The organism is Parabacteroides sp. merdae-related_45_40, from assembly GCF_001915675.1.
The window spans coordinates 5,880-28,882 of the sequence record NZ_MNQY01000050.1 but is presented as its reverse complement, the minus strand read 5'-3'; the positions used below and the strand labels follow the sequence as shown (position 1 = coordinate 28,882).

At 49.2% G+C, this 23,003-nt stretch carries 20 protein-coding genes and 1 riboswitch; of the genes, 10 read left to right on the top strand and 10 right to left on the bottom strand.

Going from position 1 to position 23,003, the window contains the following annotated elements:
• Positions 1-77 precede the first annotated feature (77 nt).
• A complete protein-coding gene (icd, locus tag BHV83_RS08305) occupies positions 78-1,337 on the top strand; it encodes an NADP-dependent isocitrate dehydrogenase (RefSeq protein WP_138273239.1) in 1,260 nt (419 codons plus the stop codon).
• 35 nt (positions 1,338-1,372) lie between these two features.
• Positions 1,373-2,716: a citrate/2-methylcitrate synthase gene (locus tag BHV83_RS08300; RefSeq protein ID WP_046452313.1), complete on the top strand. Its 1,344-nt coding sequence runs from the start codon at positions 1,373-1,375 to the stop codon at positions 2,714-2,716.
• Here BHV83_RS08300 and BHV83_RS08295 read toward each other — a convergent pair.
• Positions 2,713-2,937: a hypothetical protein gene (locus BHV83_RS08295; protein ID WP_286757329.1), complete on the bottom strand. Its 225-nt coding sequence runs from the start codon at positions 2,935-2,937 to the stop codon at positions 2,713-2,715. The two genes, BHV83_RS08300 and BHV83_RS08295, sit on opposite strands and share 4 nt — an antisense overlap.
• A gap of 128 nt (positions 2,938-3,065) precedes the next feature.
• Between BHV83_RS08295 and BHV83_RS08290 the strand changes: the two genes are divergently transcribed.
• From BHV83_RS08290 to BHV83_RS08280, 3 genes are all read left to right on the top strand, one after another.
• Entirely contained in the window at positions 3,066-3,242 is a 177-nt protein-coding gene (locus BHV83_RS08290; RefSeq protein WP_005639397.1) for a DUF4250 domain-containing protein, read from the top strand.
• 234 nt (positions 3,243-3,476) lie between these two features.
• On the top strand, positions 3,477-3,827 hold the full coding sequence (locus BHV83_RS08285) for a DUF6565 domain-containing protein (RefSeq protein WP_005639400.1): 351 nt from the start codon (positions 3,477-3,479) through the stop codon (positions 3,825-3,827).
• A 20-nt stretch (positions 3,828-3,847) separates the two neighbouring features.
• The gene (locus tag BHV83_RS08280) at positions 3,848-4,666 is read left to right on the top strand and encodes an alpha/beta hydrolase (protein ID WP_286757325.1); all 819 of its coding nucleotides are present in this window, start codon (positions 3,848-3,850) and stop codon (positions 4,664-4,666) included.
• Between the two features lie 108 nt (positions 4,667-4,774).
• Here BHV83_RS08280 and BHV83_RS08275 read toward each other — a convergent pair whose 3' ends face one another.
• Both BHV83_RS08275 and BHV83_RS08270 read right to left on the bottom strand, forming a co-directional pair.
• Positions 4,775-6,442, bottom strand: a complete 1,668-nt coding sequence (locus BHV83_RS08275) for a formate--tetrahydrofolate ligase (RefSeq protein WP_286757323.1) — start codon at positions 6,440-6,442, stop codon at positions 4,775-4,777.
• Positions 6,443-6,523: 81 nt separating this feature from the next.
• Positions 6,524-7,222, bottom strand: coding sequence for a precorrin-2 C(20)-methyltransferase (locus tag BHV83_RS08270; RefSeq protein ID WP_046452346.1), 699 nt, complete (start codon positions 7,220-7,222; stop codon positions 6,524-6,526).
• 187 nt (positions 7,223-7,409) lie between these two features.
• Here BHV83_RS08270 and BHV83_RS08265 point away from each other — a divergent pair, with 187 nt between their 5' ends.
• From BHV83_RS08265 to BHV83_RS08245, 5 genes are all read left to right on the top strand, one after another.
• Entirely contained in the window at positions 7,410-7,769 is a 360-nt protein-coding gene (locus BHV83_RS08265; protein WP_005639408.1) for a hypothetical protein, read from the top strand.
• A gap of 42 nt (positions 7,770-7,811) precedes the next feature.
• A riboswitch (cobalamin riboswitch) is annotated at positions 7,812-8,013 on the top strand.
• Between the two features lie 56 nt (positions 8,014-8,069).
• Positions 8,070-9,230, top strand: coding sequence for an ABC transporter substrate-binding protein (locus tag BHV83_RS08260; protein WP_286757319.1), 1,161 nt, complete (start codon positions 8,070-8,072; stop codon positions 9,228-9,230).
• A gap of 9 nt (positions 9,231-9,239) precedes the next feature.
• Positions 9,240-10,277, top strand: a complete 1,038-nt coding sequence (locus BHV83_RS08255) for an iron chelate uptake ABC transporter family permease subunit (protein ID WP_122204442.1) — start codon at positions 9,240-9,242, stop codon at positions 10,275-10,277.
• Entirely contained in the window at positions 10,277-11,284 is a 1,008-nt protein-coding gene (locus tag BHV83_RS08250) for an ABC transporter ATP-binding protein (protein ID WP_195286757.1), read from the top strand. The genes BHV83_RS08255 and BHV83_RS08250 overlap by 1 nt, the downstream gene beginning before the upstream one ends.
• Before the next feature lie 131 nt (positions 11,285-11,415).
• Positions 11,416-12,090, top strand: a complete 675-nt coding sequence (locus BHV83_RS08245; protein WP_195286746.1) for a hypothetical protein — start codon at positions 11,416-11,418, stop codon at positions 12,088-12,090.
• Here the strand turns inward: BHV83_RS08245 and cbiD are convergent, their stop codons facing one another.
• The 7 genes from cbiD to ettA all read right to left on the bottom strand — a co-directional run bounded on the left by cbiD (position 12,091) and on the right by ettA (position 22,957).
• Complete coding sequence (cbiD, locus tag BHV83_RS08240) at positions 12,091-13,935, bottom strand: cobalt-precorrin-5B (C(1))-methyltransferase CbiD (protein WP_286757315.1); 1,845 nt, start codon at positions 13,933-13,935, stop codon at positions 12,091-12,093.
• A 164-nt stretch (positions 13,936-14,099) separates the two neighbouring features.
• Positions 14,100-16,037: a precorrin-4 C(11)-methyltransferase gene (gene cobM / locus BHV83_RS08235; protein WP_122206092.1), complete on the bottom strand. Its 1,938-nt coding sequence runs from the start codon at positions 16,035-16,037 to the stop codon at positions 14,100-14,102.
• Positions 16,030-17,289: a precorrin-6y C5,15-methyltransferase (decarboxylating) subunit CbiE gene (cbiE, locus tag BHV83_RS08230; RefSeq protein ID WP_005639421.1), complete on the bottom strand. Its 1,260-nt coding sequence runs from the start codon at positions 17,287-17,289 to the stop codon at positions 16,030-16,032. Before cbiE ends, cobM begins: the two co-directional genes overlap by 8 nt.
• Positions 17,286-18,698, bottom strand: a complete 1,413-nt coding sequence (cobJ, locus tag BHV83_RS08225; RefSeq protein WP_122204445.1) for a precorrin-3B C(17)-methyltransferase — start codon at positions 18,696-18,698, stop codon at positions 17,286-17,288. Before cobJ ends, cbiE begins: the two co-directional genes overlap by 4 nt.
• Before the next feature lie 47 nt (positions 18,699-18,745).
• Entirely contained in the window at positions 18,746-20,410 is a 1,665-nt protein-coding gene (locus tag BHV83_RS08220; protein ID WP_119216383.1) for an AMP-binding protein, read from the bottom strand.
• Between the two features lie 176 nt (positions 20,411-20,586).
• Positions 20,587-21,240, bottom strand: coding sequence for a 3-keto-disaccharide hydrolase (locus BHV83_RS08215; RefSeq protein WP_122206091.1), 654 nt, complete (start codon positions 21,238-21,240; stop codon positions 20,587-20,589).
• Positions 21,241-21,268: 28 nt separating this feature from the next.
• Positions 21,269-22,957 (bottom strand): energy-dependent translational throttle protein EttA, encoded by a 1,689-nt coding sequence (ettA, locus tag BHV83_RS08210; RefSeq protein ID WP_122206090.1) that lies wholly within the window; start codon positions 22,955-22,957, stop codon positions 21,269-21,271.
• Positions 22,958-23,003: the final 46 nt, after the last annotated feature.

Genomic DNA, 23,003 nt, shown 5'->3' with positions numbered 1-23,003 from the left:
TAAAACTGTCCTGTTCCCGCACTTGACGCGGGAACAAGGTTGTTAAATCATCATTTGTAAAAATAGAGAATAAGATTATGAATAAGATAACAAAACAAAACGGGACCCTCCTTGTCCCCGATAAAGTCGTCATTCCCTTTATAGAGGGAGATGGAGTAGGTGCGGAGATTACACCAGTTTGCCAGCGCATTGTCGATGAAGCGGTTGGCAGGGCGTATGGCGGCCAGCGAGTGATCGAATGGAAGGAAGTATTGGCAGGCGAAAAAGCCTTCAAGCAGATCGGCAGTTGGTTGCCCGACGAGACGATGGAGGCTTTCCGCGAATATATGATCGGGATCAAAGGCCCGCTGACAACGCCTATCGGCGGTGGCATCCGTTCGTTGAACGTTGCTCTTAGGCAGACCCTTGACCTCTATGTCTGCCTCCGTCCGGTACGTTGGTTCCGTGGAGTTGTGACACCTGTCAAAGAGCCGGAAAAAGTCGATATGTATATCTTCCGCGAGAATACTGAAGATATCTATGCCGGCATCGAATGGCAGCAAGGGACGCCCGAAGCTCGCAAATTCCTCAAGTTCCTGACGGAAGAGATGGGTGTGACGAAGGTGCGTTTTCCCGAAACTTCCTCCTTCGGCGTGAAACCCGTTTCGGTCGAAGGTACGGAACGTCTCGTTCGCGCTGCCATCGAATTTGCTTTGGCCAACCGCTTGCCCAGTGTCACGTTGGTGCATAAGGGAAACATCATGAAGTTTACGGAAGGCGGCTTCAAACTGTGGGGATATGCGTTGGCCGAACGCGAATTCCCCGATAAGACTTTTACGTGGCCCCAGTATGAGAAGATCAAAAAGGAAAAAGGAGAGGATGCCGCCGCTACCGCTCTGTTGGATGCCGAAGCTGCCGGAAAGGTCGTCATCAAAGATGTGATTGCCGACGCCTTCCTTCAGAACACCCTCCTTGTGCCGGAAGAATATTCGGTGATTGCCACGCTGAATCTCAATGGTGATTATGTCTCCGACCAGTTGGCGGCTATGGTTGGCGGTATCGGTATCGCACCGGGAGCCAACATCAACTACGACAGCGGCTATGCGATCTTCGAAGCGACACATGGGACGGCACCTAACATCGCCGGCAAAAACGTCGTGAATCCCTGCTCGCTTTTGCTCTCTTCCGTCATGATGCTCGAATATATGGGATGGAATGAGGCCGGCCGGCTGATAACCGCCGCACTCGAACACGCTTTCTCCGAAGGGAAGGCCACCCGTGACCTGGCCCGCTTCATGCCGAACGGACAGCCTCTCGGCACTAAGGAGTTTGGAGAATATATCATGTCGGTCTTGTAACGGCATAGGAGTTGAATAAATTAAAATTTACTGTCATGAAAAAAGAATATATCATTTATAAATTGTCCGATGCATCCAAAGAAGCATGCAAGATTGACAACGAACTGTTCCCAATGTATAATGTGAAGCGCGGGCTTCGTAACGAAGACGGTACAGGAGTGCTGGTCGGACTGACGAAAGTCGGTAATGTGGTGGGTTACGAGCGTCTGCCTGAAGGCGGACTGAAAGCGATCCCTGGAAAACTGTTTTACCGCGGATACGATGTGGAAGACATCGCACACGGGTTGATCAAGGAGAAACGTTTCGGTTTCGAAGAGGTCGCTTACCTGCTTTTGTCCGGTAAATTGCCAGATAAAGAAGAACTGGCAGGTTTCAAGGAACTAATCTGTGACAATATGCCGCTCGAACAGAAGACGAAGATGAACATCCTGGATCTGGAGGGACAGAACATCATGAACATCCTGGCCCGTAGCGTCCTCGAAATGTACACGTTCGATCCGAACCCCGATGATACCTCTCGCGACAACTTGATGCGCCAGTCGATCGAGCTGATCTCACGTTTCCCGACCATCATCGCCTATGCTTATAACATTTACCGACATAGCCAGCAAGGTCGTTCGCTGCATATCCGCCACCCGCATGAAAATCTTTCGATCGCCGAAAACTTCCTTCATATGCTGAAAAAAGATTTTACCGATCTGGAAGCTCGTACGCTCGACTTACTGCTTGTTCTCCAGGCCGAACATGGAGGAGGTAACAACTCGACGTTCACAGTCCGCGTGACTAGCTCAACCGGTACGGATACCTATTCTTCCATAGCCGCTGGTATCGGTTCGCTGAAAGGTCCGTTGCACGGGGGAGCCAATATCCAGGTGGTTGATATGTTCCATCATCTGAAAGAAAACATAGCCGACTGGAAAAATGTAGACGAGATAGATACCTATTTCATGCGGATGCTGAACAAGGAAGCCTATAACAAGACCGGCCTGATCTACGGTATCGGACACGCTGTCTATACGATTTCCGATCCCCGCGCCGTCGTCTTGAAAGAACTGGCACGTGATCTCGCGAAAGAAAAAGGGCGTGAAGAGGAATTTGCTTTCCTCGAATTGCTCGAATCACGTGCCATCGAGTGTTTCGCCAAGCATAAAGGGACGAAGAAACGCGTTTCCTCGAACGTTGATTTCTATTCCGGTTTCGTGTATGAAATGATCGGATTGCCGCAGGAAATCTATACACCTCTGTTCGCGATGGCACGTATCGTCGGATGGACCGCCCACCGCATCGAAGAGTTGAACTTCGATGGCAAGCGCATCATCCGTCCGGCCTACAAGAACGTCCTCGAAGAGCAGCCGTATCTCCCTATTGCAGACCGCTAATACCGGTTGGGCCTGCGAACTCCGCAATTCCCCTGATTATGATAATGACCCCGACAGCCCATTTTCCATGCGGCAGTCGGGGTTTGCTGTTTTTCCGTCTTGTCGTCCGAGTGGCTGTCCTCTTTTTGCAGGACGGTTCTGGTGATGTTTTCGCGGAGTAACTTATCACGATAGGTGATATTGAATTTAATTTCTTTTGAAGCTCCTGTACAGTGTTCCATCTGGTGATTTCCGGATTAGTTGCTTTCAAAAGAAAGTCGGATACAAATGTCTGTTTTTTTAAATCGGGAAGACGAGATTATGGAATAAGCCATTATCTTTGCACCTGATTTAGAAAAGATGATGAACTATGACACTTCCGGAAGATCCGATGATGCTTTTCAGCTTCATCAATATGAAATTACGTGATAATTATTCTTCTCTTGATGAACTGTGTGACGATATGCATCTTCAAAAAGAGATGCTTGTCCAGAAACTGAAGAGTGCAGGATTCGAGTATAGCCAAGAGAATAACAAGTTTTGGTAATCGATGGAAGGAGATGACGTCCATTTGAAAAGTTGACTTGTCTCCATATGCCATGGCAGCGATGAAAAGCGAAGAAAAAGATGACCTGTTATTCTGAAAAAGTAAATTGTTGTTTGCAAGGCTGCCGATAGAAGATTGTTGATTGTGATTTTGGTGCAGTTGCCCTGAAGTCCTGCTGTATAGTGTAAGATTTATTCGTATATTTGCTATCATTGTAATAAAAATAAAAAAGATATGAAAACAAGATTGATGATGTTTGTGGCGGTTATCGCCTTGTTTGTTTTTAATGGTTGCAGCGATTCCAAAGAATCGTATGTGAAAGATTTCAAGAAGTTTATCGAAAAGGTGGAAGCAGCCGGAAGCGATTATACAGAAGAAGACTGGAAGAAAGCCGATGAAAAGTTCGAAACTTTTACTGGTGACCGTTATGAGAAGTTCAGTTCCGAACTGACAATAGATGAGCAGATAGAGATTACCAAACTGAAAGCAACCTATGCAACCCGTAGAGGACTTTCGAATTTGAAGAACGGAGTTGACAAGCTCCTCGACAGCGATATACTTAAAATGGAAAAGAACAAAAAATAGCGTTTATAGAGTCTGATACCATGAAACTTAAATTATCCATTTTAGCTCTTTTTATCCTGGTTGCCATATCGGTGAAGGGGGCAGTTGTCGATACGTTGGCCGTTTACAGTGAGGCGATGAAAAAGAATGTCCAAGTCGTTGTCGTTTCTCCGGAGAATAATCATGTGCCGAAACCGGTTGTCTACCTGTTGCACGGATATGGAGGAAATGCGAAAACCTGGCTTTCCATGAAGCCGGAGTTGAAAGATATTGCAGATCGCGACGGCCTGATCTTTGTCTGTCCCGATGGCAAGAATAGTTGGTATTGGGACAGCCCGAAAGATCCGTCCTACCGTTATGAGACATTCGTTTCCTCCGAATTAGTCAAATATATCGATTCTGAATATTCGACAGTGAAAGACCGTTCCGGTCGTGCTATTACTGGGTTGAGCATGGGCGGACACGGAGCCATGTGGCTATCTTTTCGTCATAAGGATGTGTTTGGTGCGGTCGGTAGTACGAGTGGCGGAGTCGATATCCGACCATTCCCCAATAATTGGGAGATGAACAAGCAGCTCGGAAACGAGAGCGACAATCAGGAGGTTTGGAACAATCATACGGCAATCATGCAAATTGACCGTATCAAGAACGGTGAACTGGCTATTATCTTCGATTGCGGTTACAGCGATTTCTTTTTCGAAGTGAATAACGACTTCCATAAGAAGCTGCTGAAATATAAGATCGACCATGATTTCCTTGTTCGTCCCGGATCACATAACGGTGAATACTGGAAGAACTCGATCGACTACCAAATCCTGTTCTTTAAGAAATTTTTCGATAAAAACAAGGGAAAGAATTAGGCTGGTATAGCCTAGTATCAAAACACCGGTGATTCGTTTTCAAAACACCGGTGATTCGTTTTCAAAACACCGGTGTTTTGCATATATAGGGATATGGTGGCTTGTCTTTTAGCTCAACCCTTCAATCACGCCGTCCACGATGTCGATACGTTTTGCCTGCGGGTCTTTCGGCAGTCCCGGCATGCGCATGATCTCGCCCATGATGACAACGATCATCTCTGCACCGTTGTTGATGATGATGTCGCGCACTTTCAACTCGAAATTCTTGGCTACCCCGTAGGCTTTCGGATCGGAAGAGAACGAATACTGCGTCTTGGCGATGCAGATCGGATAGTGGGAGATTCCGAGACTTTCGATCTGCTTGATTTTCTTGTCCGCCAATGTCGTATAGACAACAGAGGCTGCTCCATAGATCTGTTCGGACACCTTTTTTATCTTGCTACGGATCGGTTCGTTGTCCTCGTAGATGTATTTTAGCGGGGTGGAAGGTTTCTTTTCGATTGTGTCGACCACCAGTTTCGCGAGTTCGGCACCTCCTTCGCCACCGGCAGCAAATACGTTGTTCATACAGAAACCAACACCGATCTCGCGGCAATGTTCTGCGACCAGTGCGATTTCCTCGTCCGTATCGGATGCGTACCTGTTGAAAGTCACGATCACTTCCTGGCCGAAGCATTTCATGTTCTCGACATGTTTGTCCAGATTCTCGAAACCGTTTTTCATCCCTTCGATATTCTGTTCCTTGATCTTGTTTTCCGGTACGCCTCCATGCAGCTTCAAGCTCTGGGCCGTCGCCACGATAACTGTCAGTTTCGGTGTCAGTCCGGCTTTGCGGCATTTGATGTCGAAGAACTTTTCAGCTCCTAGGTCGGCACCGAAGCCAGCTTCTGTAATGACGTAATCGCCATATGTCAGCGCCATCTTGGTCGCCAGAACGGAGTTGCAGCCGTGTGCGATGTTGGCGAATGGGCCTCCGTGTACGAATGCGGCCGTGTTTTCGGTTGTTTGCACCAGGTTGGGCAGGAGAGAGTCTTTCAGCAATACCGTGATCGCTCCGGCTACACCGAGATCGTTTACAGTGAAAGGCTTGTCATCGTTCGTATACCCCAGCAGGATGTTGCCGATACGGCGTTTCAAGTCTTCGATGTCCGTTGCCAGGCAAAGGATCGCCATGATTTCCGAAGCGGGTGTGATGTCAAAACCTGTCTCCGTCGGTACACCATTGGCCGATCCGCCCAAGCCAGAAACAATGTTGCGCAGGCTGCGGTCATTTACGTCCAGTACGCGCTTCCATTTGATTTCTTTCAGACCTTCACAGGTATTACGCGTCTGGTAGATGTAATTGTCCAGCAATGCCGTGATCATATTGTGGGCAGAAGTAACCGCATGGAAATCCCCCGTAAAATGCAGGTTGATGTTTTCCATCGGCAACACCTGCGAGTATCCGCCTCCGGCAGCTCCGCCCTTCATGCCGAAGCATGGACCCAATGATGGTTCGCGCAAGGCAACGACCGCCTTTTTACCGATTTTGTTCAATCCTAAAGCCAGCCCGATTGAAACGGTCGTCTTACCGATACCCGCTTTCGTAGGAGTGATGGCTGTAACCAGGATAAGATTGTGTTGTCTGATCTTCTCTTCGTCGATCAGATGGATAGGTATCTTGGCGATGTATCTGCCGTAATTCTGAACTTCTTCACGAGGGATACCTAATCCGGTCGCGATTTCTTTTATCTTGCGCAGAGAAACCTCTCTTGCAATTTCTATGTCTGATTTCATGTCTTATGTAAGTTTAAGTGGAAAACAAAAGTAAATATATTTTTGTATAATAACAAAATGAAAAGTCAGGTAGTTTAGATACTATTGGATGATCATAAGGGAAAAGTATGGGAATATTTTCCTCTGGATTTGTTTCCGGTCGGAGGTGTAAAACTCTTCTCCGGTCCCGACATTCTCAAAATAATGGAAGTTCGTTTCCGGATGCAACCGGATGCAGGTATGGACGGCTTCCACACATTGGGACAGCTTCATGATGACGATCACATTACCGGTCTTGATCTTTTTCGACAATTCTTCCGCCGTCAGCATTCCGGGTATGACGATGATTTGTTCTTCCTGCTTGACAATATGCAAGCCGGCTAAAGCACCCGCTGCAATGAAAGCTGGTATTCCGGCGGTTCGTTCCACTTCGATGCGGTTCTCTTTGAATTTGTCGTATATATACTGTATGGAAGAATAGAACCCTGCATCGCCTTCCGCCACAATGACCACCTTTTTCTCTTTGTCCCTGGCGGATATGGCCTTTTCATACAAGGTATCGTAGACTTTCCAGACTTTGGTCCGGTCTTTGCTCATCGGGAGCGTGAAGAACTGGACTACAGACTTCTCGATTTCCAGTCCTTCGATAATACGGGCCGCACGGGAGAGTAGTTGTCCGCTTTTGCTTATGGTGGCGGGGCAATAGATGATATCGGCCTGTCGGAGTTTTTTCAAGCCTTTCAAAGTGATCAGTTCGGGGTCTCCCGGACCGAGCGATACGAAGCAGATGGGGTACGACATGTGCGTTAGAATTATTTGGTGCGCAAAAGTGAGGAAAATTGCGGAACTTTCCAAATCTGCATTCCACAATTGTGGGGATAATTTCCACACTGCCTTTTCCACAGCCCGCTTTTTATTCTTTGGCATGCAATTTGTACTTGATGGAACGATTAGAAAAAGGTAAATAGATTGTTTAAGATTTTAGGTTATGAAGAAGTTTGTATTGATGGTGGCTATGGTGGTTTCGTGTGTCTGTATGGCTCAAAACAGTCATGCGCAGACTGGACGGGATGGGAATACGGATATCGATATGTTGAGTATGAAAAATTTCTATGCGATCGATATCGTCGATGTGGACCTTGCCGCACAGGAAGCGATTTACAACGCTTATGAAAATTGCTTGATCAAAGAGGTGTACAAGTCGAATGGTAGCGGCAGCCCTATCCAGTATAAGGTCTCTCTCGAGACGACTGACCAGCGGAATCTGGTTGTCGCTTTCGACGAAAGCGGCCATGTACTGAAAGTCATGCTAGAAGACGAATATTTGGCGGCTCGTAAGAAAAACTGATTTGTCTGCCACTTTTCTCTTGAAAGCAAAAGTAATATTATTATATTTGCCCTTTGAAACAGGTTTCCCTGTCCTCCTTACAGGACAGGAATGAAAAGGGAACCGGGTGGGAATCCCGGACAGACCACGCTGCTGTGAAACTTCGGTAACATACCGGCAATACTCAATGCCACTGATCGGGGGATCGGGAAGGTGTCCGGGGATGGAAGTAAGTCAGAAGACCTGCCGTTTCGGTTTTGAAGAGTCTCGTCCTCGTGGGGTGGACAACGCTCTCTCGGTTATAATAAAATAATATTGAATATGAAAAAATGCCTGGCAGGATGCTGCCTACTTATGTCGTTGTGTGTCGCATCCTCGTGTACGACCAAAAACAATCAACGGACCGATAAGGTGGAAACGACGGAAGAAAGCGCGTTTTCCGGTGTCCATATTGTACCCGAGTATGCCCGTGGTTTCGTATTATCCTATCGGAGCGGGTATGTCTTGCTGGATATCCAGGACCCGCAGAATGAGGAAAGTACGACTTTTCATTATGCGCTTGTCAGGAGAGGAACGAAACCGGCCGGCATCCCCGGATCGTATACTGTGATCGAGACACCCATCAGAAGTGTTATCTGTATGACATCTTTGCAGTTGTCCAATTTTATCAAGATGGGCGAACTGGACAAGGTCGTAGGGGTGACCAGTACCCGGCATCTGTTCAATAGGGAGATGAACGAACGTCTCAAGAGTGGGAAGACCGCCAAAATCGGCATAGAAGGGAATTTCGACAACGAGGTGATCATGAGTATGAACCCAGACCTGATCCTTGTTTCGCCTTTTAAACGGGGCGGATATGAGACCTTGAAGGATGTCGGTATCCCATTGATCCCGCATTTAGGCTATAAGGAGATGACGCCGTTGGGACAGGCGGAATGGGTGAAGTTCGTCGGCCTGTTGGTGGGACAGGAGCAAAAGGCAAACGAGATATTCGACGCCATCGCGGCCCGTTATAATGAATTGAAGGAGCTGACGGCGGAAGGAAAAGTGAAGAAACGCCCGGTCGTGTTGAGCGGCGAGATGCGGGGCGGTAACTGGTATGCCGTAGGAGGGGAGAGCTTTCTCGCCCAACTTTTCAAGGACGCCGGTGCTGACTATTTCCTCAAAAACGACAAACGTTCGGGAGGTGTGACACTTGATTTCGAAACTGTCTACAATCAGGGTGACGAAGCCGATTACTGGCGCATTGTGAACAGCTATCCGGGTACGTTCAGCTATGAGGCATTGAAGGAGCAGGACCCGCGTTATGCCGATTTCCGTGCCTTCAGAGAGAAAGGGATCATCTATTGCAACATGAAAGATACGCCTTTTTACGAAAGTATGCCGACCGAGCCGGAAGTCGTACTGGCCGACCTGCTGCATATATTCCATCCGGACCTGCTGCCCGATCATACACCTGTTTATTATGCACGGCTCAATTAGGCTGCACGAATGAGACATTCCACTACTTTTCTGATGTCGCTCACCGTAGCGTCTATCCTGGTCCTGATGTTCCTGAATTTGGTGTTAGGATCGGTGTCTATCCCGTTGAAGTCTGTCTGGAACATTATTTGCGGACTGGGAGACGAGCCGGTGACCTGGCAGAATATCGTCTGGAAATCACGTCTTCCGCAGGCATTGACTGCTTTGGTGGCGGGAGCGGGCCTGGCGATAAGCGGCTTGCAGATGCAGACTGTTTTCCGGAATCCACTGGCGGGACCTTCCGTGCTGGGGATCAGCTCCGGTGCGAGCATGGGCGTGGCCTTCGTGGTGCTGTTGAGCGGTAGCCTCGGAGGGGTTGCGCTTAGTAAATTGGGGGTTATGGGAGAAATCGCGCTTTCGATAGCAGCCGTGATCGGTTCGCTCTCGGTGATGGCGTTAATCGTATATGTGTCGCAGAAGGTGAAGGGGAACGTGACGCTGCTGATTATCGGCGTGATGATCGGCTACGTGGCGAATGCGGTGATCGGCGTGCTGAAGTTCTTCAGCGTGGAGGAGGATATTCGCGCCTATGTGATCTGGGGGTTAGGCAGCTTCTCACGTGTTTCCGGCAACCAGATGATGCTGTTTGTTGCGATCATGGCGATTCTGATCCCTTTGTCGTTCCTGTTGATCAAGACGTTGAACCTGATGCTGCTTGGCGACGGCTATGCCCGTAACTTGGGATTGAACATCAAGCGGGCACGTCTTTTGGTGATCACCTCGGCAGGAGTGCTGACGGCGATCGTGACGGCCTATTGTGGACCGGTCATCTTTCTTGGCCTGGCCGTCCCGCATCTGTGCCGGGCCATTTTTCAAACATCCGACCATAGGGTCCTGATGCCTGCCGTCCTGTTTGCCGGTGCCGCATTGGCACTCGTCTGCAACTTGATTGCCCGGATGCCCGGCTTCGAAGGGGCTTTGCCGGTCAATTCGGTGACTGCCCTAATCGGTGCTCCGGTAGTGGCCTCCGTTCTATTCCGTAAACGTAAAAACGAACTGAACGAATGATGAGACAAGATACGATTCATATAAACGATCTCTCTATCGGTTATCGGACAAAGAATGATACCAAGTTGGTGGCGAGCCATATACAGGCCCGGATTTATAGTGGAGAATTAACCTGCCTCTTAGGAGCGAACGGAGTCGGGAAGTCGACGCTTCTGCGCACGCTGTCGGCTTTCCAGCCGAAGCTGGGAGGCGAGATCGCCGTCTTGGGACGTGATATGGACAGTTATTCAGACAAGGAACTGAGCACGACGATCGGTGTGGTCCTGACGGAGAAGTGTGACATCCGGAATATGTCCGTGCGGGAATTGGTCAAGATGGGACGCAGTCCCTACACCGGTTTCTGGGGACGGTTGGACAAGGAGGACAAGCAGGTCGTGGAAGAATCGATCGCCTTGGTACGGATTGAGAACCTGGCCTCCCGCATGGTGCACACCCTGTCGGACGGAGAACGGCAGAAGGTCATGATCGCCAAGGCACTGGCTCAGGAAACACCTGTTATCTTTCTGGACGAGCCGACCGCTTTCCTCGATTTTCCGAGTAAGGTGGAGATCATGCAATTGCTCCACCATCTGACACGAAGCACGAACAAGACGATTTTCCTCTCCACGCACGATCTCGAACTGGCGCTCCAGATCGCCGACAAGATTTGGCTGATGGACCGGACGAACGGGATTACGACTGGTACGCCCGAAGACCTCGCCCTGAGCGGCCACTTGAGCGGTTTCTTCGCCCGCAAGGGAATCGTGTTCGACACGGAGACCGGCTTGTTCCGCATCGATAACCGGTATTCGAAAGAAATACGCCTGATCGGGCACGGACAGAAATATGCGATGGTCCGCAAGGCACTCCAGCGGAACGGTATACGTGCCGATCGGCATGTGGAGTCGCCTGTATGGATCGAGACGGGCGATCTGTCTGTCGGTTCCGCATTCCTGATCCACCATCTTGACGGACGTACGCTGGCGGCCGATACCATAGAATCTCTCTTGCAGGAGCTTTCTGTTTGACAAAAAAGCCTAAAAGGAAAAACTTTTCCCACTTCATTTGTTATTTCTATCAAAGAAGAATAATAGAGTCCTCGGAGAAGCAATTGGTAAATTATCCTATACTTTCCGTAACTCGGATAAAATTAAATGACATGAGAAAGTATTTCCTTTATGCTTGTCTGTTGTTCGCTGGCGTGTTTACCGCTTGCGATAACGATGATTCGGACGGGATCGACCCCTCGATCCCTTTTTATCAGAATTTGGGTGTCGAATATAATGTTACGCAGAACCATACCCATATAGGCGCAAATTTCAATAAATATAACAGCGAAGGGGCCAATCTGCGCCTGCCGACCAAAGGCATTCTCTTTAACGGAAAAGTGCCGGACTTTTTAGGAATGGGAACTTATATGTATATGCTGTCGGAATCCGGGCTGGACCCGGTCACGTTCACCTTTTCCCGTTGGAAAGACCAGGTTTATACAAACAAGGCCTCTATCGACGATGTCGATCCAATCGCTCTTCCCGAATCCCTGACATCCGTCAAAGGCAATGGCGCAACCATTATCACTTGGGTAGGAAAGCCGATCGGGAAGGACGAGTATGTCCAGGTGCACCTGACCTACAGCGGCGGTGTCTATGATATCAACAATACGCAGAAAGGCGCAACCTCCATCACGCTAAACTTTACGAATCCGACTTCTGCCACCAAAGGAACCCTGTTCTTGAGCCGTGTCAGGGAACTTCCTTTACAGGAGAGCAACGGTGATGCGGGAGGAAAAATCGATGTCTCCTACGTGCAGAACAAGGATGTTACATTTGAATAATCACGCTTGAAAGGTTATTTCCCCACTTTCCGAAATCAGCAGAACGGATAGTTTCCCGTTGGGAAGCAAGGGGGTACAATGCTCTCGGCACTTCTGTAACAGAAGCGGGAAGAAACTTTGTTGTTCGGTCTTGCTGAACAGTTCCCATAGTTCTCTGGCCAGCGTCAGGGAATCTATTTTTTGTACGGACTCTGGTTTGCAACCCGCCTTTGCAGCCAATTCTTTCAGAAAGGCTTTGTTCATGACGACCTTTTTGCTGTGCGTATCCAGTGCTCCTTCCGCCAGTTTGACGGCTTTGCCAATCATGATTCCCATGACGACTTCGTCAAATTGCAGTTCGGCAGCTATTTTCAGTGTCTTTCCGATGAAGTTCCCGTAATGCACAAACATTTGCGGAGGAAGTTCTTCCGACAGCCGTTCCGACAGGTAGCCTTTCAGGAAACGTTCGCTTTTCGCTCCTGAGTTGATGACGAGGCGAGAACATCCTATTGCTTTTGCAACTTCGGCTTCTTTCCGGATCGAGGCGAGAAAGGCATCGTTCGAGAAAGGGCGTACGATGCCGGATGTCCCGATGATCGAGATTCCGCCGATGATTCCCAACTTCGGATTGAATGTCCGGGCAGCTAACTCTTTCCCTCCCGGAACGGAGATCGTGACGACCACCTCCTTTATCTTGCCGGACAGGCCGTTTTCCTCCAGTATTGTTGTCAATTCTCCAGTAATCAGGCGGCGGGGAGTGGCGTTGATGGCTGGTCCTCCAATTTCGAGGCCGAGGCCGGGAAGCGTCACCGTTCCTACTCCTTCACTAGCCCGGAACAGGAAGGCGGGGGTAGGGGATTGCCCAGCCTGTAACTCGATACGGGCGATAACGGAACAGCCGTTTGTCACGTCCGGATCGTCGCCGGAGTCCTTTATAACCGTGCATAGGGCGGCGTTGTCCGCCCATTCGGTTGCGGCGACAGGGAGCATGATCTTTTCCCCGGAAGGGAGCGTGATGCAACTAACGGTTTGTTCCGTTCGGTTCAGGAGGGCGACTAAGGCGGCTTTGGCGGCAGCCGTAGCACATGTGCCGGTCGTGAAACCGCTCCGGAGCGGGAAGAAGCCGGGAGCGAGGCGTTCGATGGCTTTACGAAGTCCTTCCATGCCTTGCACAAAAGTGAAACTGTCAGGTAGGGGAGGGCGTTGTATGACATAAACGGGAATGCCGCAGGCTTGTGCTGCTTCGACCTTTTCCTTGAAATATCCGCTTTCCCCACTTTCCTTTGTCAGTACGGCATCTGGATGAAGCTGGTCCAGCAGCTTCTTCTCGTCTTCTCCTTCATGGAAAAAAATAATCCGTTCCTTTGGGAATCCGTCGGATTCAGCCAGCGAAAGCGACTCTTTCCGGTTCAGGATACGGAACCAGCAGGGCGTCTGCTCCCAGTAAGGACGCAGTTTCGCAATGGTCTTGACGCCTGTCAGGGCCAACAGGTTGCAGATCCCGTCCGCACGTAGGCGGTCGATGGCGGCGGCATAATCCGTGCACCATATCAACCGCTTGTCATGTGCGGGGTATTGCCTTTCCAACCGGACGACCGGAATCCGGAGACGGGAGGAAACCTTTGCAAGCGTCCGATGCAACCGGATGGCGAAAGGGTGGGCGGCATCAACTAGCAACGAGATTTTTTTCTCGCGGCAGAATTGTGCCATCTCTTCTTCGTCCATACCACCGGTGAGGCGAATGGCATGAACGGCTGCTATCGCCTGTTCGTTGCCGACTGTCGAGTAGTAGTAGGGTTTGCCAGCGCTCTCGACGACTTGTACGGCCTTGCGGCCTTCGGTTGTTCCTCCTAAGATCAGTATCATAATGTTTCTGTTGTTCTCTTGTCTTTACCGGTAATATAGCAGGGGGTCATCCTCTCTGGTGAGTACTTGCCTGGCAGCTATGAGGTATCATGCCTGATAGCTATGAGGTTCCGTACCTCCTACTTATGAGGTATCATGCCTCATAGGTAGGAGGTGGCCCCTCACTAACGGCGGTACAGATGCTTGAACTCCTCGGCGTAGAGACGTGATACCCCCGTGCGGTTGTCTATGGCATCACCGACGACTAACAAGGTCGTCAGTGTCAGATTGTTTTCTTTTACGATCTGTTCCAGGTCTTTCAATTCGCCTCGGTAGATGCGTTCGTCTTTCCAGGTCAACTTGTAGCAGGCGGCTACCGGTGTCGTTGGCGGGTAATGTTCCAGAAGTTCTTTCTGGACTTGTCCGGCAATGCCGGCGCTCAGGAAGATGCACATTGTGCTTTGGCTGGCGGCTAGTTTATGCAGCTGCTCTTTCTCCGGCATGGGGGTACGTCCTTCGCCACGCGTCAGGATGATGGTTTGCACCTTTTCAGGAATAGTGAACTGGGAACGGAGAGCTGCAGCAGCAGCTTGGAACGAGGAGATTCCCGGTGTGATATGGTAACTCATGCCATAGCGGTCGAAGAATGCCATCTGTTCTTGTATCGCCCCATAGATGCAGGGGTCACCTGTGTGCAAGCGTACGATGAACTTCCCTTTGTCATAGAACTTTTTTATAAGGGCGAATTGTTCTTCCAGGTTCATGTCGGCAGAACTGCGAATCGTCGATCCTTTCTTGGCGCATAGGGTGAGTTCTTTGGGGACGAGGCTTCCGGCATAGAGGATCAGGTCTGCATTTTCCAGCATCCGCCGGCCCCGGATGGAGATCAGTTCTGGATCGCCCGGTCCGGCTCCGACAATTTCGATATGTCCATGTCCCTGTTTCCCTTTTTGCTGACTATCTTCTTCGTCCTGTATTGCCGATTTGCTGATGGCTATCGCATAAGTGAAGTCTTTCGTTTGCCCCTTTTGTTTTCCCACCAATAATGGGCCTCCTTCCGCACTCAGGATGGCCGCTGCCTCCGCGACGCTTCCCGACCCGGTGGCTTTCTTTACTGTGGAAGAAGGATGGGGTACGGGGACTTTGTCCAGTACCTCTGCCGGATAGGTCTTGAACGGGCTGCGCAGGTAGGTGTCTGCCAGTTCCTTTAATATCGGTTCTTCTTTCTTTAGGTCGATGGAGGAGACGTTGGCTATGCTCTTCAGGTTGAACCTGTAGAAAATGGAGCAGATATACAGGTCCGTGAGGACGGACTTCATGTCTGTCAATCCCTTTTTACATCCGATACCTAAGTGAAGCACTTTCGGGAAGAATGATAGGCAGGGGATAGGGGATTTGTGGTAGTAAGTGGGACTGACCGTGATCAGCAGCTCGTATTTTTCGAGGTCGATATCTTTATATTTATAAAAGACATCGACGTGCGGGGGGCAGGTTTCCTTCATATAGTCCGTCTCCTTCGTGCGAATATCGAGCAGGAGGGCGGTCGGTCGACAGTTGACGAAACGGGCGACACATTCGTTCATGGCCTTTTCCCTCGATGCATTGAACGTTTCCTCGTCTGTCTGCTCGAAATCGGTTTGGAAGAAACTGATTATGCCTTCTTGTGGGTTGTAGACATCCTGTTCCCAGCCATATTGTTTCGCGAAGGTGTCCAGTGCCCAAAGTCCCTGGTTGTCACTCTGTGTCGTGACAACCGCTTCGGCGTCCAGTATGTGGGCCAATTCATGTGTCAGTTCGTTCGCCCCACCGATATGACCGGATAGTACCGATACGACATATTTGCCGGTACTGTCGAGGCAGATGACTGCCGGGTCCGTGTACTTGCTCTTGATGTAGGGAGCGATACTCCGTACGCAGATACCCATCGCCCCGATAAACACAATCGTTTCCGATTTATCGAAAAGATTGCCAGTCAGCTCTTTGAAAGAGGTGACTGGTTCGATGTCGTTATCTGCTTCTCTACAATAGATGACAGTTTTGCCCGGATATTCGTCCCGGATTTTGCGTGCTAACGACAGACTACTTGCCGAAACCACAAGAATGTTCAGTGTATTTTTAGACATAATTTTTACCCGTTGCGCAAAGGATTGTAATAGGATTATTGGAATCGAGCGTAATGTTTATTTCTGAATGTAGTTTCAGACCGTTTTCTGCAACCGCCTCCCGGAACAGCTTGCTGCTTTCTTCTGAAACGGAGTTAAAAACGATCTTGCCGTTCAGACTGTTCAAATGGGAAGCTACCTTGCGGATGATTTCTTTCAGCTTGCCACCATGACCGCCGATAAAGACTGCATCGACAATCGTGTTCTTTTCGATTGACAGATTGAGGAAGTTACCAATACGCAGGTCTATGCCTGGAGCGCTGTGCAGCCGTGTGTTTGCCCGGATGATGTTCTCGCACTCTTTCCGCACTTCAAAAGCTTGGATATCTAGATGAGGATACTGGCGCCGCGCTTCGATTGAAACCGAGCCGGTACAGGCGCCGATATCCCAGAAGTAGCGGCTGTTATGCAGTTCTAACAGGCTTAGGTCTATCACTCGTATCGGTGCTTTGGTAATCATTTTTGTCCGGTCATTCAGCAAGATAAATTTCGTGTCAGGTATGCCTAAGGCTGGTCGTTGTAATGCGCAGTTCGGAGCCTTCATTAGCAGAACACAGTTCGGATTGGTGAAACTCATTTCGCTGATTTCCTCGATCGAGTAGATTTTATAGATTTTCTCTTTCTTCGGGTTGCCTAAATGTTCGGCTACCCACATGGTGTAATCCCTGTCCAGATGATATTCCATCATCCTCTTGGCTATAGCCCTGGGCGTATGGACACGGTCGGTTAGTACACCGATCAGCGGTCGGTATTCCAGCAACGCCCGGTCGAGTTCGTGCCATGGTCGTCCGGTAACGGACACGGCGTGCATGTTCTCATACGGAATTTGTTCATGGTGTGCGAACATCTGCAATGAGTTGAAGTAGGGAAACACTTTCATGCCTACTCCTAAAAGGTTTTTCCGGATGGTGGAAGCGAAGCCGAAAAAGAACGGGTCTCCCGAAACGAAGGAGACGATCACTTTGCCTTCCTGGATCAACCGGCTGTATTCCGCAAGGACGGCATTTATTGGAGCCTTGATTTCGATCCATACCGCATCGGCGGGTAGGAATGGTTTCACAATTTCGTAATGCCGCTTCCCTCCGGAGAAGATGTTGTCGTGTTTGACATTTTTGATAATGACTTCTATATGCTTAGGCTGTGGATTGTCGTCCATCCCGATCATATAGATGTGCGTTTTGCCGTAAGCTTCTACAATTTCTTGAGTTCTCATACGTCTCTACCTGGTTTTAATTGTTTTGCATCATTGTAGCATAAAATCGCATTTACCAAAGTCGCGGCGAGGTTGCTACCGCCTTTCCGTCCTTCGATGATGAGTTTAGGAATAGAGACAAACGGCTTTACCATGTGTTTGGATTCCTGTACGTGTACGAAACCGACAGGAGCGGCAATAATGCCGGCGGGAATGGCTTTCCCTTTCCTTATCAGGTCACAAAGTTCCATTAATGCGGTCGGCGCATTGCCGAATACATATAAAGCGCTGGGATGTTCCTGTACGGCAAGCCGGATGCCAGCTTGTGTGCGGGTGATCCCTTTTTCTGTTGCAAGTTGTACGGTGCGCTCGTCTTGCAAATAGCATTTCACCTCGATCCCCATACGCTGCAAAGCTCCTTTGCGGATGCCGGAAGCAGCCATTGTGACGTCTGTGATGATGGTGCGCACCTCGCCCCGGCTGAATTTCCCGTAAAGGGAAGCCACCGCATGATCGTCGATCCGTAGGATATTTTCCATATCGAAATCGGCTGTCGTGTGGATGGCATGGAGCAAAGCCCATTTCTTGTCGAGCGGTATTTCTTTGTTCTTGAGTTCTTTCTCGATGGTGCGAAAGCTGCGGATCATGATGTCCTGGCCGATCCCGACATCTGTTTTCATCTTGATCTCCCCGTAATAGCCGCGTGGTGTGATGAATTTACCGTCGGCCTCATATGACTGCGAGTTCCCGATCAGGATGACAGTGAACATGTCGACCTGCTCAGGGTCGAACTCTTCCAGCGTGGTCAGGTTGACGACCTGCTCTTCGCGTCCGGCCTGACGGACATAGCCGACCGGTGTTTCGGGTGCACGTTCTTCGAGGAACAGCTCCTTGAGACGATGCAACTGCCAGTAGCGCCCTTCGCTTTTCGGATTGTAGATGGCTGTCACGAAGTCGCCGATAGCGGCGGCCCGTATGCGTTTTTCGATCCGTAGCCAGGGAGTCATCAGGTCGGAGAGGGAGATGATACAGAGATCATGCCCGATAGGTGCCCCTAGAAGCGAAGCCGCCTTTTGGAACGCACTGATACCGGGCACTACCTCGATCTCCACTTGCGGCGCCTCTTTCATCGTCCGCATTTCATATATCAACGGGGCCATCCCGTAGATTCCGGCATCACCAGAACTGATCACTGTCACTGTTTTACCTTCCGAAGCGTATTTGTAGGCCTCTTCGGCACGTATTTTCTCGCGCTTCATCCCAGTATCGATACATTGGGTATCCGGGTGAATTATATCCTGTATAAACTGGAAATAATAGTTATATCCGATGATCACATCCGACTGCCTGATGGCTGATAATGCCGCAGGCGTTATGTCATCGCGATTTCCCGGTCCAATGCCGACAACAGTAATTTTCCCTTTGTTCATATGAGCTGTTTGTAAATTAACAGAAAACAAAGGTACGATTTATTTATTTAGTTTTCCTCTGCGGGTTGATATAAATATCGTTTAATACTCCGTTTCGGTGTCTTTTCGAATTCTTCCTGATAAAGCTTGAAGCAAGATACTTTGCTGTAGGCGGGCATTTCAGTGTTCAGTTGGTCGATGTTCTGCTGCATCAGCTCTTCGATTTCGGAGTGTTGGATGCCTGCCTTGTCCACTTGTTCCCAGTCCGGATAGATCAGGGCGACCAGTTTACCTCCCTGAGAAATGATCAACGACTCCGCCACGTACAGCATATTGTTTAGGCGGTCTTCGATCTCTTCGGGATAGATATTCTGTCCGTTGGAGCTTAGGATCATACTTTTGCTTCGTCCGCGGATGTAAAGGAAACCGTCTTTGTCAAGTGTTCCCAAGTCACCTGTCCGTAGCCAGCCGTCGGGTAGCATCACAGCCTTTGTTGCCTCTGGATTCTTGTAGTAGCCTAACATCACGTTCATGCCGCGAACCAGGATTTCGCCTACTTCGTTTTCCGGATCGTTCGAGTCGATCCGGATTTCCATGCGGTCGACGACACGGCCCACCGAGCCTTGCTTGAACGTGTCCCACTGTTCGTAGGAAACCAGTGGGCCGCATTCCGTCATCCCATAGCCAACCGTATAACGGAAGTCGATGGATTTGAGAAACGTCTCTACCTCTTTATTGATGGCTGCACCACCAATCACGATTTCGCCGAAGTTCCCACCGAAAGAGGCTTCCAGCTTTTGGGCGATCTTCTCGCGTACCTTTTGGTCGATGTATGGCACTTTCAACAGCAATTTGATCAATGGCTTTTCCAGTTCGGGAAAGACCTTGTTCTTGATGATCTTCTCGATAATGAGTGGCACGGCAAGGATCAGCGCCGGTCGAACCGTCGCAAATGCCTCTGCGATGATTTTTGGACTCGGCGTGCGTGTCAGGAAATGAACGTGGCAGCCTTTGTTGACGGAGTTCAGCACTTCGAACGCTAACCCGTACATGTGCGCCATCGGTAACATACAGACGATGTTGTCTCCTGGATGTATGAAAGGAAGACGGTCGTAGGCGAACTGTGTGTTGCTCCACAAACTGCGGTAGGGGATCATGACTCCTTTCGAGAAGCTGGTCGTGCCGGACGTATAGTTCAAAACAGCCAATTCCTCCGGGTCTTCGATATGATATTTCACATCGTTGGCGGTGAAAGAACGGGGATATTTCTTGCCAAAATATTCGTTGATGCGATCGCGTATGGTGCGTACCTCCTTATTTTTGCAATCGATAATGGAGAAGTTGTCCAGCATCATGAATAGCTTGACATCCGGCATCATCTTTTCGTTCATGTTCTCCCAGTTGCTGGAGCCTGCCAGTACGGCTTTTGCTCCCGAATGGTTGACGATGTGATGGATATTGTCGGGTTTGAACTCATGCAGGATCGGCACGGCAACAGCCCCGTAAGCCAATATTCCGAAAAAGCAGATTGCCCAGTTGGAGGAGTTGCGTCCGACGATGGCCACTTTGTCGCCTTTCTTGATACCAGCATGTTCCAGTAGGATGTGAAACTTTTCTATCCGCCGTGCGACGTCTTTGAAATGGAAGGTATGTCCATTGTAATCAGAGAAGGCGGGGAGGTCCCAATGCTCCTTTATGCTTCTCTCTATAAGGTCCAAGAAACGATTATCCATAGTGATATAATTTAAAAAAGAACCGGAATATCCGTGAGAATGTTGCAAAGATAGCAAAGAAACGATATGTTTTTATGGAAACCCAAGGAACACCTTTTCAAAACATATATGATTTGAATGCAAAACACCTATGCTTTGAATGCAAAACATAGGTGTTTTAAAATAAATATAGTTGTTTACCACGGAGTGATTGTCACGTTACGGAATTGTACTTCCTTGCCTTCGCTTTGCAGTCCGATGTAACCTTTCTTTACCTTGTTTGTCCCGGTGTTCTGGTAAACGCCGTTGATATAGACCGTGATGACACCGTTTTTTACGAAGATATTAGCTTCATTCCATTCACCGGCAGGCTTCTCGCTGTCTTGATTCGCCTTCTGGATTTTCGGGAAAGAGGGGCGGGGTTGGCCTGGCTTATTCTGGTATTCAGTCAGATCCGAACCGCCGAGCAGGACGAAATCACCGGCATTATCAAGCATCAGGTTGCATTCGATACCGTTCGGAAACGGGTTTTTCGGCTCTTCAATTAGCAGGAAGATACCGCTGTTCGCCTTTTCCTTGCCGTTTGGCCAGCGATATTCTACATGCAGTTTATAATCTCCGTATTTTTCTTTCGTGTACATGTATCCGAATGGCTGTCCTGTGATGTTGATGACACCGTCTTTCACGGAATATACCTGTTCGGCTGGGACGGAGTTCTTATCGACAACGAAGTTCCAGCCGGAAAGGTCTTTTCCGTTGAACAGTTTGGTTGTTTTCTGTGCACTCGCGTCACTTCCGAAGCACAAAAAGGCGGCAGCTACTACTGCCATCGATAACATTCTTTTTTTCATGGTCTTATAATATTAATTATTTATACGATTAATCAACAATAAGTTTACGGTAACGGACACGTTTTGGTTCCACGTCGCCCAATAATTTGCGCTTGTACTCTTCATACTCCGAATAGGAACCTTCGTAGAACACGACATTTGAATCCCCTTCGAACGAAAGGATATGCGTACAGATACGGTCGAGGAACCAACGGTCGTGAGAAATGACGACCGCACAACCGGCGAAGTTCTCCAATCCTTCTTCGAGTGCCCGGAGTGTGTTCACATCAATATCGTTGGTCGGTTCGTCGAGCAGCAACACATTCGCCTCGGCCTTCAGCGTTAGAGCCAGATGCAGGCGATTCCGTTCACCACCGGAGAGTACGCCGCAAAGTTTTTCCTGGTCGGCTCCCGCAAAATTGAATTTGGAGAGGTAAGCGCGGGAGTTGACTTCCTTGCCGCCTACGCGGATGAACTCCTGTCCGCCGGAAACAACCTGATAAACGGTCTTCTTCGGGTCGATATCTTTATGTGTCTGGTCTGCATAACCGACCTTTACCGTTTCGCCCACTTCAAAAGAACCTTTGTCGATACTTTCCATTCCCATGATCATCTTGAACAGTGTAGTCTTACCTGCTCCGTTCGGACCGATCACGCCGACGATTCCGTTCGGCGGCAACATGAAATTTAGGTCATCAAACAACAGTTTGTCGCCAAATGCTTTTGCTACATGCTGGGCCTCGATCACCTTGTTCCCTAAGCGCGGACCGTTCGGGATAAAGATTTCCAGTTTGGCTTCGCGTTCTTTCTGGTCTTCGTTCAAAAGGGCTTCATACGAATTCAGACGGGCCTTACCTTTTGCCTGACGAGCTTTCGGGGCCATGTTGATCCATTCTAGTTCGCGTTCCAGTGTCTTACGGCGTTTACTTGCTTGTTTCTCCTCCTGTGCCATACGTTTGGTCTTTTGATCCAGCCAAGAAGAGTAGTTTCCTTTCCAGGGAATACCTTCTCCACGATCCAGTTCCAGAATCCATCCGGCCACATGGTCGAGGAAGTAACGGTCGTGCGTGATGCAGATAACCGTACCCGTATATTGTTGTAGATGTTGCTCCAACCAGTCGATCGACTCAGCATCCAAGTGGTTGGTCGGTTCGTCCAGCAATAGGATGTCCGGCTGTTGTAACAGCAAACGGCAGAGAGCCACACGGCGGCGTTCGCCTCCCGACAGCGTATCGACCACCTGATCTTCAGGAGGACAGCGTAAAGCGTCCATCGCTCTTTCCAGGCGGCTGTCGAGGTTCCATGCGTCAGTTGCATCTATCTTATCTTGTAATTCGGCCTGCCGGTTGATCAGTGCGTCCATTTTGTCTGGATCTTCGAGTATTTCGGGATCGCCGAATTTTTCGTTTACTTCTTCATATTCTTTGAGAGTGTCCACAATATTTTGTACGCCTTCCTGTACGACTTCCTTTACTGTCTTGCCCGGTTCCAGTTTCGGTTCCTGCTCTAGATATCCGACGGAATATCCGGGTGAGAATACAACTTCTCCTTGGTATTCTTTTTCGACGCCGGCAATAATTTTTAGCAATGTAGATTTACCAGAACCATTCAAACCAATGATCCCGATCTTCGCTCCATAGAAAAAGGACAGGTAAATATTTTTCAATACTTGTTTTTGAGGCGGAAAGACTTTACTCACGCCTACCATCGAGAAAATAATTTTCTTGTCGTCTGCCATGTTTCAAATTGTGTGTATTTATATGATCATTTTTCTTCGTGGACAA